The 7,698-nt window shown below is 57.3% G+C and carries 6 protein-coding genes; 2 read left to right on the top strand and 4 right to left on the bottom strand.

The window, feature by feature from the left end; translation table 11 throughout:
• The coding region (locus AC1DQ3_RS36060; protein WP_477124873.1) for a thiamine pyrophosphate-binding protein at nt 1–572 on the bottom strand (572 nt) is incomplete at its 3' end.
• A 270-nt stretch (nt 573–842) separates the two neighbouring features.
• Here AC1DQ3_RS36060 and AC1DQ3_RS36055 point away from each other — a divergent pair.
• Entirely contained in the window at nt 843–1,127 is a 285-nt protein-coding gene (locus AC1DQ3_RS36055; RefSeq protein ID WP_477124872.1) for a hypothetical protein, read from the top strand.
• Nucleotides 1,128–1,522: 395 nt separating this feature from the next.
• Here AC1DQ3_RS36055 and AC1DQ3_RS36050 read toward each other — a convergent pair whose 3' ends face one another.
• From AC1DQ3_RS36050 to AC1DQ3_RS36040, 3 genes are read right to left on the bottom strand one after another with little or no spacing between them, the layout of a single operon-like run.
• Nucleotides 1,523–2,716, bottom strand: a complete 1,194-nt coding sequence (locus AC1DQ3_RS36050; protein ID WP_477124871.1) for a glycosyltransferase family protein — start codon at nt 2,714–2,716, stop codon at nt 1,523–1,525.
• A 24-nt stretch (nt 2,717–2,740) separates the two neighbouring features.
• Nucleotides 2,741–4,174: an HlyD family type I secretion periplasmic adaptor subunit gene (locus AC1DQ3_RS36045; protein ID WP_477124870.1), complete on the bottom strand. Its 1,434-nt coding sequence runs from the start codon at nt 4,172–4,174 to the stop codon at nt 2,741–2,743.
• A complete protein-coding gene (locus tag AC1DQ3_RS36040; protein WP_477124869.1) occupies nt 4,171–6,345 on the bottom strand; it encodes a peptidase domain-containing ABC transporter in 2,175 nt (724 codons plus the stop codon). Before AC1DQ3_RS36040 ends, AC1DQ3_RS36045 begins: the two co-directional genes overlap by 4 nt.
• A gap of 831 nt (nt 6,346–7,176) precedes the next feature.
• On the opposite strand from AC1DQ3_RS36040, the gene AC1DQ3_RS36035 reads away from it, so the two are divergent.
• Nucleotides 7,177–7,698, top strand: a 522-nt coding sequence (locus AC1DQ3_RS36035; RefSeq protein ID WP_477124868.1) for a hypothetical protein, incomplete at its 3' end; no start/stop codon positions are given.

Here is a 7,698-nt window from a genome sequence, read left to right as displayed (position 1 = left end):
CGGTCGAGCACGTCGCGCGGGATCTCCAGGTACGCCGGGCCGGGAGCGCCGTTGAAGCACTCGCGTGCGGCCATCGAAATCATGTCGGCCACCCGCTCCGTGCTCGGAATGGTGGCAGCGAACTTGGTGATGGGCGACATCATGTCGACATGTGGCAGGTCCTGCAGCGAACCCATCTTGTGCTGGGACAGGGCGCCCTGCCCACCGATATGGATGATCGGGCTCTCCGAACGGAAGGCGGTGGCCACTCCGGTGACGGCATTGGTGCAGCCGGGGCCGGCCGTGGTCACCACGCAGCCGAGCTTGCCGGTCTGGCGCGCATAGCCGTCCGCCGCATGGGCGGCAACCTGCTCGTGGCGCACGTCGATGATGCGGATGCCCTCGTCCACGCAGCCGTCGTAGATATCGATGATATGACCGCCACACAGCGTGAAGATGGTGTCGACGCCTTCGTTCTTCAGTGCCCTCGCTACCAGGTGGCCGCCGGAAATAACGCCGGCATCGCGGGTCTTCTGTTTCAGGGTGTCTTCGGCCGTGGTGGATTCGGACCGTGCGGGTGCGACTGCAGACATGTCTTGGTCTCCTTGTTGACTGGGTTGCGACAGGTTGTGACGTGGACGCGAACCTGGCCCGTTGCCACGACACCCTTTCGCCCTTTGCTGGCTGGTTGCCTGGCCGACCCCTACCCTGTTTGTCACCGGCCCTGCAACGCTATCGATCCATTTCGAAGGACCTTGATGACATACAGTATGTGATATATCAACGGATCTCAAGAGAAATTTGATGATTCGGGATGGGTTTCAACGATGCGATGCAACAATTCACGTCGAGATGACGGATAGATGATCGGAGTTGCTGGATTCACGCCGATTCATTCAGATTGCGCATGGTTGGAGGACACTTCCGGTTGCGTGGTGAAATCTCAGATCCATGCCGACGGCCGGGTCGCCGGCCGAATCCGGCATAAGCTGGATACCAGCGACATCGAGCTCTCACCGTATTACCTCGCCAGCGAAATCCGGGCAGGCATGATGATCGCGGTGCCGCCCGAGGTGTGGCAGGCCTACGACCTCCTCACCCCCAGCTCAGTTCGGTCGCGAGTTGATCAAGATGGCGACGCACGTTGATCCCCGCGCAATGCGCAAACATACGCGCGGACCGAAAGCGCCGAAAGGCTATGTGGCCGGATGCGCAGCACGGCGGCATGATTCTACCGCCCGTGTCATCAAGGCTGGACGTGTCGTCTAAACACCTTGAAAGGGGTGTCCCTCAGCGCCCCGCCGGAAGAATGCCTGCAATTTGGAACTTGGTTGCACAGGCCTTGTTTGCAGCTGACGTCTCCGCGCCCAGAACGTGCTGTCGTCCGTCCTGCTCCAGGGGTTACGTATCGCGAGCTACTAACTAATCGAAATTGACGGGGTGGAATGTAAAGCGGTTTCTCAATAAGCGCAGGTTTCCTGTTGAAGCCGGTGCATTCGAATGGCGGGCTGGCGAGATGTCCATAACCGTTCAGCCCGCTAAGTTATAGGAGCGCAGCGACATAATCGGCAATCCGGAGAGCAGTGGCGTTCGCATCGTGCCGCGTTTTCTCTTGCGCGAAGCGGAGACTCGATTGGCGGTGCCGCCCGTCGAGCAACGCAAACATCGCTGCGCGAATGCCTTCCTGCTGACCAGGCGACAGCGCAATGCCAAGATCGCTCATAGCGAGCCTTCTTGCCAACATAGCCTGCTCGATCTGGTGCGGCAGCATCAGCAACGACTTACCACAGCACAGAGCCTCCACAGCGAGATTGTGCCCGCCATGGAAAACAACAAGCTCTGCGGCAGGAAGCAGCGCCGCAAACGAAGCGCGCCGAGTCAGCACTCTCATACTTGGCGAACCAAATTGTCTTGACCATGCTTCACCGCCTGGGATCACCACAATGGACGAAAGTCCGAGCTCCGACAATAGCTGCAGAACAGTGTCCAGATTGGGATAGTCGGGTTGAAGATACGCAAGAACGCGCCGCTCTCCTTCAGGCCACTGGACCTCCATATCACCGCATAAAGTCAACATGGTCGGCAGCGGGCCGATGAACTCCTCGGTAACCTTCCGACCATAGTGGTCCAACTCGGGCCACGTAACCAAGAGCCGCTTTGCGGATCGGAATATCTCACTCGTCCGATCGAAATCGCGCTTTCCGTTGGCTTCGGCCACAACGTTCAAGGCGGACAGAATCTCTGCCTCGGTTCGCATGCGCTGCTCGTGCTGCAAAGTGGACTCTCGCCTGAAAAGTGGAAATGGCCCGTCGCTGGGCGGCAAGGTGAAGCCGGTACCGAGCACCAGGTGAGGAAGTCCATTCATTGCTCCCGCCAGTGCCGCAAGCGGCGCGCTCTCACCGACCAGTGCGTCAAAGCGTCCGAGCGTAAAAAGGTCTTGCCACGCGGCGACCACTGACGCCAGGCAATCGATATCCGCCATGCCTTGCAAGGCAAGGATGTCAACATAGGAGTTGGGCGAGTTGACGGGACGTATCGGAAGTCGTGGCACCGGCGGCGTTGGCGCTGCGACGATGCGATAATGTTCTCGGCCCAGGAGGCGATGCGCGTGCGTGAGATCCCGCACTGCGAACGTGACCTCGTGGCCCGAGGATCGGAGCGTCGCCGCCACGGCATGAAGTTGCGCAAGATGACCAAAATTCGCGCCGAGTTCCCAGGCGAGAAGGATCCGTCCCATATCTCGGTTTCGCCCGTTTCGGTATTAGCGTTCCCGCGCGGCTTCCTGCACCATTCCCTGCACTGGCGATAGCAGGTATTCCATTACCGTGCGCTCACCATAGCGGATCTCGGCAACGACACGCATGCCCGCACCAAGTGCATAGGTCGTGCCAATAGCATCCTTCAGCCACTGGGAATTCAGCCGAACCCTGGCCTTGTACGTCGCCGTCGAGCCAGCTTCAGCGCGGGCATTGTCAACCTGGTTGCCTTTCGTGGTGCCCTCGGTCGCGTCGACGCTAACGTGGATCACCTTGCCTTCGAGCATGCCGTACCTTTGGAACGGATAGGTTGCAATCTTGATCTTCGCCGTGTCGCCGACATGGATAAAACCCACGTCCTCATTCTTCACCGACACGTCGGCATAGAGTTGCTCGTCCTTGGGGACGAGAGTCATCAATACGGTGCCTGGTTGGACGACCGCACCTACGGTAGTTGTCGCCAGGTCCTTGATCTCGCCATCCTGTGGTGCGCGCAATGTCAGTAGCGATTCGCGATAGTTTGACTTCTCCTTGTCAGCTTCCAGTTGCCGGAGCCGGGTGATGGTCTCGGCTAGTTCCTTGCGCAGCTCACTTTCGTATGAGCTCTGCATCTGATTGAGTTTTTTCTGCTGCGACGAAATGGTCGCAGCCAGCGACGCCACGGTTGCATGCTGGGCATCCAGATCCTTCTGCTTCTCCGTGTAGTCGCGAAGCTTCTCATCGTAGCCGAGCGCACTCACGAACCCCTGCTCCTGTAGTCGCTGATAGGCCTGAGCAGATTTGGCATAAATCGGCACTGTCTGTTCGAGCTTGGCAAGGACCTGCAGGCTGCTCTTATGTTCGTGCCTGTAACGGCCAAGCAAAGCCTGCTCCTGCTCGACCGAATCCGCGTACGCTCGTCGGTGTGCCTGAAATTGACTTTGCACTGCCGCGAACATTGTTGGAGGATCTTCAGGCTCCTGTCGCATCTCGCGGCCAGCGAGTTCCGCCTCCAGGCGGCGCACCTGCAAGCGCTGCACTGCCAATTCGCGGCTTGCGAGCGTTGTATCGGCGCCAGCCATTGTCGCATCGAGAACGGCCACCACCTGATTCTTCCTGACCATGTCCCCTTCCTGTACCTTCAATTCCCTGACGACCCCCGCTTCGGCCGGCTGGACAATCTTCACGAGAGTCTGCGGTACAAGCTTGCCATCGGCTGACGAAACGATATCCAGCTTGCCCACGCTGGCCCAGGTCAGAATGAGCGCGCACAACACCAAGATCGTCGCGAGCACAATACGATAGGGTCGTTCAGGCGGCGTCTCGCGTAGCAGGCCAAGGGGGTCGTGCCATCGTCCTGCCGTTGGCAGGGCGCCTAACGGCATTGGCTGCGTGGCGGCCGTCCTTGGGGGAATGGCGCTCTCCGGGCCATGATCTCCGTCCATATCCGGGGTATTCATGCCGCAACGCCCTGATTCGGGTTGGTCAATGGGCTCCCGACCCCGTCGCGCTGCGCTGGGCTACTCCCGGTAACCGGCGAGAAGGACTGCACGCCGTTCCGACCAAGTCTGTAGATGGCATCGAAACGCAGCGAACGCGGAATCGCATGGGTGATGAAGATGATAGTTACCTTGCCACGCAGGGCATCGATGGTGCGCGCGAAATGCTCCGCTGTCTGAGCATCAAGCGCGCTGGTGGCTTCGTCAAAAATCAGGATGCTGGGCTTGCGCAGCAATGCCCGAGCGATCGCGAGTCGTTGCTTTTGCCCTCCCGACAGGCCCGCACCCCGTTCGCCGATCTCGCTCTGGTAGCCATCAGGCATTGCCTCAATCGTGGTGTGTATCTCAGCCATTCTGCATGCGGTCAATATTTCCTGAAACGTTGCGTTCGGGTTGGCCATCTGCAGATTGTCGAGGATCGTCCCCGAGAACAACGTAGTTTCCTGTGGTACCACACCGTAGCGGCTTCGGAGTTCGTTTGTGGACAGATACTGCAGATCTATGCCGTCCACCAGTATCCGGCCCGCACTGGGTACGTAGAAGCGTTGCAATAGCTTGGCGAGCGTGCTCTTGCCGCAACCGGAAGCGCCGACAATGGCAATGGCTTGGCCCGCTTCGATCTTCAGGTGAAGGCCCTCGAAGAGAAACGGTCCAGTGTCCGCGTAGCGGAACGCAAGCTGATCCAACTGGATCGTGCCCTCGCCGCGAGCGGGTCGACTTGGCACAGTGGAATAACGTTCCGGCGGTGCGTTCATGATATCTCCCAGCCGGGCAATTGAGATCTGCGCCTGCTGGAACTGATGCCAGAGCCCGACGAGGCGTAGCAGCGGCTGCGACAGCTTTCCCGAGAACATCTGGAATGCCACCAGCATCCCGATCGTGAAGGTCTGCGAATGGATGACAATATACGCGCCAATTCCCAAAATCAGCAATGTCATAGCCTGCTCGGCCGCATTGGCGATCGTATTGTAGGTATTGGCCAGTTGCTTAGTGTCAAAGCTCGATTGCAGATAGGTGGCAAGGTAAGCGCCATAGGTCGCCTTGATCTGCGACTCCAACTGCAGAGACTTGACTGTCTCAAGGCCCACTACGTACTCGGTGACATGCGCTTGGTTGCGCGCACCGAGTTGGAACTGCCGCTGGAGCTTGCGCTGGAACATCGGTGCCACAAACAAGCTCAGGCCGACGATAATCCCAAGCATGACAAGCGCGACGGCGGTCAGGATCAGGCTGTAGTAAGCCATGATGACCACGAAGATGAGCAAGAATGGCAGGTCAAGGATCAGGCTTACGCTGGCGCTCGACACAAACTCCCGGATGGTCTCAACGCCGCCGAGGCGCGCCGCGATCACACCGGTCTGACGACGCTCAAAATATCGAGGTGGCAACCGGAACAGGTGCTCGAAGACATTGGAGCCAAGAGCCGCGTCAATACGATTGCCCGTGTGAAGGACCAAGTATTGGCGCAGCCACGTGATGATTGCACTGAACAGCATGAACAACGCCATCCCGACAACGATTGCAATCAGCGTGCTCTCCGTACGATGCACGACAACCTTGTCAATTACCGCCTGCGTGAACAGCGGCATTGCTAGCGCCAACAATTGCAGAAACAGGGAACCAAGCAGGATCTCGTACCAGATGCGCTTGTGTTTCCCGAACTCGCCAAGAATCCATCGGAAGCCAAACACGACGCTGGAGGCGCGCGCGGCTACCGCGTCTGCATCGCTGGGCTCAACGACCTTGGGCAGGAAGCGCAAGAGCGGGCCGCTTTCGGCGGTCTGCAGCTCGGTTAGCGAAACAGTCTCTGGTTGCGTGGCACCGCGCCTGACCACCAGCGCGCGGCTATCGTCCGCCCGAAGCACCATCAGCGGCGTCCTTATCGCGTCCTTGCTTGCACAGTCCACCCACACAATGACAGGTATGCTTTCGCAATGCAGTTGCGATATCTTGCAAATCGCCTTCGAAGCGTCAAGGCCGGCCGCGTCTGCCGCGGCCAGAATAGTTGCGCAACGCCTGGGAGGCGGAAACTGCTGACTATTCAGTTCTCTGGAGCGCGGCTTTCCATGTAACGCGCAAATCGCATCGACGCACCAAAAAAAATCTTCCGCGGAGACTTCGCTATCTTCCATACCTGACTCCCGCATCCCCATTTCTATCGCGTGGAACGGGACACGGCGAGCCCAATGATGGGGGTCGCAATAGGACAAGGCGAGAATGGCGACAGACGTGGATCCAGGTGACGGCAGGCGTCCGTACTGCTCCGACAAGTGCAGCGAATTTCAGGAAAACGACCCATTCGAAAGTCCCTCTGATATTTTTTGATTTCGCCAATCGGCGACTTTTTTTTAAAAAAGGATGTCAGCCAAATGCTCCCCTGTCAAGATAGCGACACGGCAGTTAGCGCGCTTGAGGTTGCCATATTTTTACGTCCCATATGAATTTAATTAACAACACCTTGCCACCGATGGTGGCCTCGCTAAACTAAACATCCGCGTGGGTACCCGCTATCGAATATATTGTATTTTGCTTACTTACTGTTGTCGCGTAGCAAGGATCATGGCACTCTGCGACGGTATCTACTGGCATTTCCCATGGAAATGCACCGAAGTCTGCCGTAGTCCAATCAAATCATTATGGTCAACAACATCGTGTCAGACGCCACCTCGTGGTGCGCCTCCGATTCGCCGGCGATCGATCTCACAGGGAACCCGTCACTTCACGGTGTTCCATCATGACTGAACTATTCCTCTTTGGCACCCTTCTGTTCTGGCTTCACTTTTTCCCATACATCGCCTTCCCAAGACGATCGAAAGCGCTTATCCAGGATCTCGTCAAGCATCGAACATTATGCTTGCGTCTTGCGTCATGCTCGTTTTCCGCTGCCTCCTTTTTTCCGCGGGCGTGTAAATCATCGAAAAAAGATGGGAACAAATATTATTAAAGAAATCGTCAATTAGACGATGCACTCCAGTATTCTCTACGTAATAAAATTCAACAACAATACATTTAAAAATATGAAGATTTGCACGAAATTCCAAGTTCTAACTTTGCCTTTCATATTATCAATCGCAGTTGTAAATAATATCTCGCTGGCACAGGGTAACGTGGCTGAACGGTTGCGCGAATATCAACTCGCAGTGGCCGCCTGCACCAAGACGATCGATAGTACGAATTCAGTGCCAATTCTCGGCGGGGGAAGCCTGGATAGACAGCGGTTCGATCACTTCGCGCCTTTCGTGCGGGTGGAGGCGGGGAAATGCGGAATCACCGGGCTTGAGACCATTGTGTACTGGACCGGAACGAGCATTGTGCCCGCGGGATTTCACATCAATAAAAGTGGGCAGGTTTCGCCGCAATGGCGATCTATGAAGGTCGTCGCTTCCCTTCGCGATCGAGGTTCATGCGAGGAAACGACACAAGGATGCGACCCCTCTCACCCGAATCCGCCTCTTGACTGGCCAAGAGATCGCGTGGTCTCTCTC

The organism is Cupriavidus sp. 01T418 (assembly GCF_056398885.1).
Note: the sequence above shows the minus strand (reverse complement) of the source record. Positions and strands in the feature narration are given on the sequence as shown.

What these genes read in the sequence shown, in the direction of transcription:
- AC1DQ3_RS36045 (WP_477124870.1), bottom strand. Translation starts at nt 4,174, where the DNA reads ATGAATACCCCGGATATGGACGGAGATCATGGCCCGGAGAGCGCCATT.
- AC1DQ3_RS36050 (WP_477124871.1), bottom strand. Translation starts at nt 2,716, where the DNA reads ATGGGACGGATCCTTCTCGCCTGGGAACTCGGCGCGAATTTTGGTCAT.
- AC1DQ3_RS36040 (WP_477124869.1), bottom strand. Translation starts at nt 6,345, where the DNA reads ATGGAAGATAGCGAAGTCTCCGCGGAAGATTTTTTTTGGTGCGTCGAT.
- AC1DQ3_RS36055 (WP_477124872.1), top strand. Translation starts at nt 843, where the DNA reads ATGATCGGAGTTGCTGGATTCACGCCGATTCATTCAGATTGCGCATGG.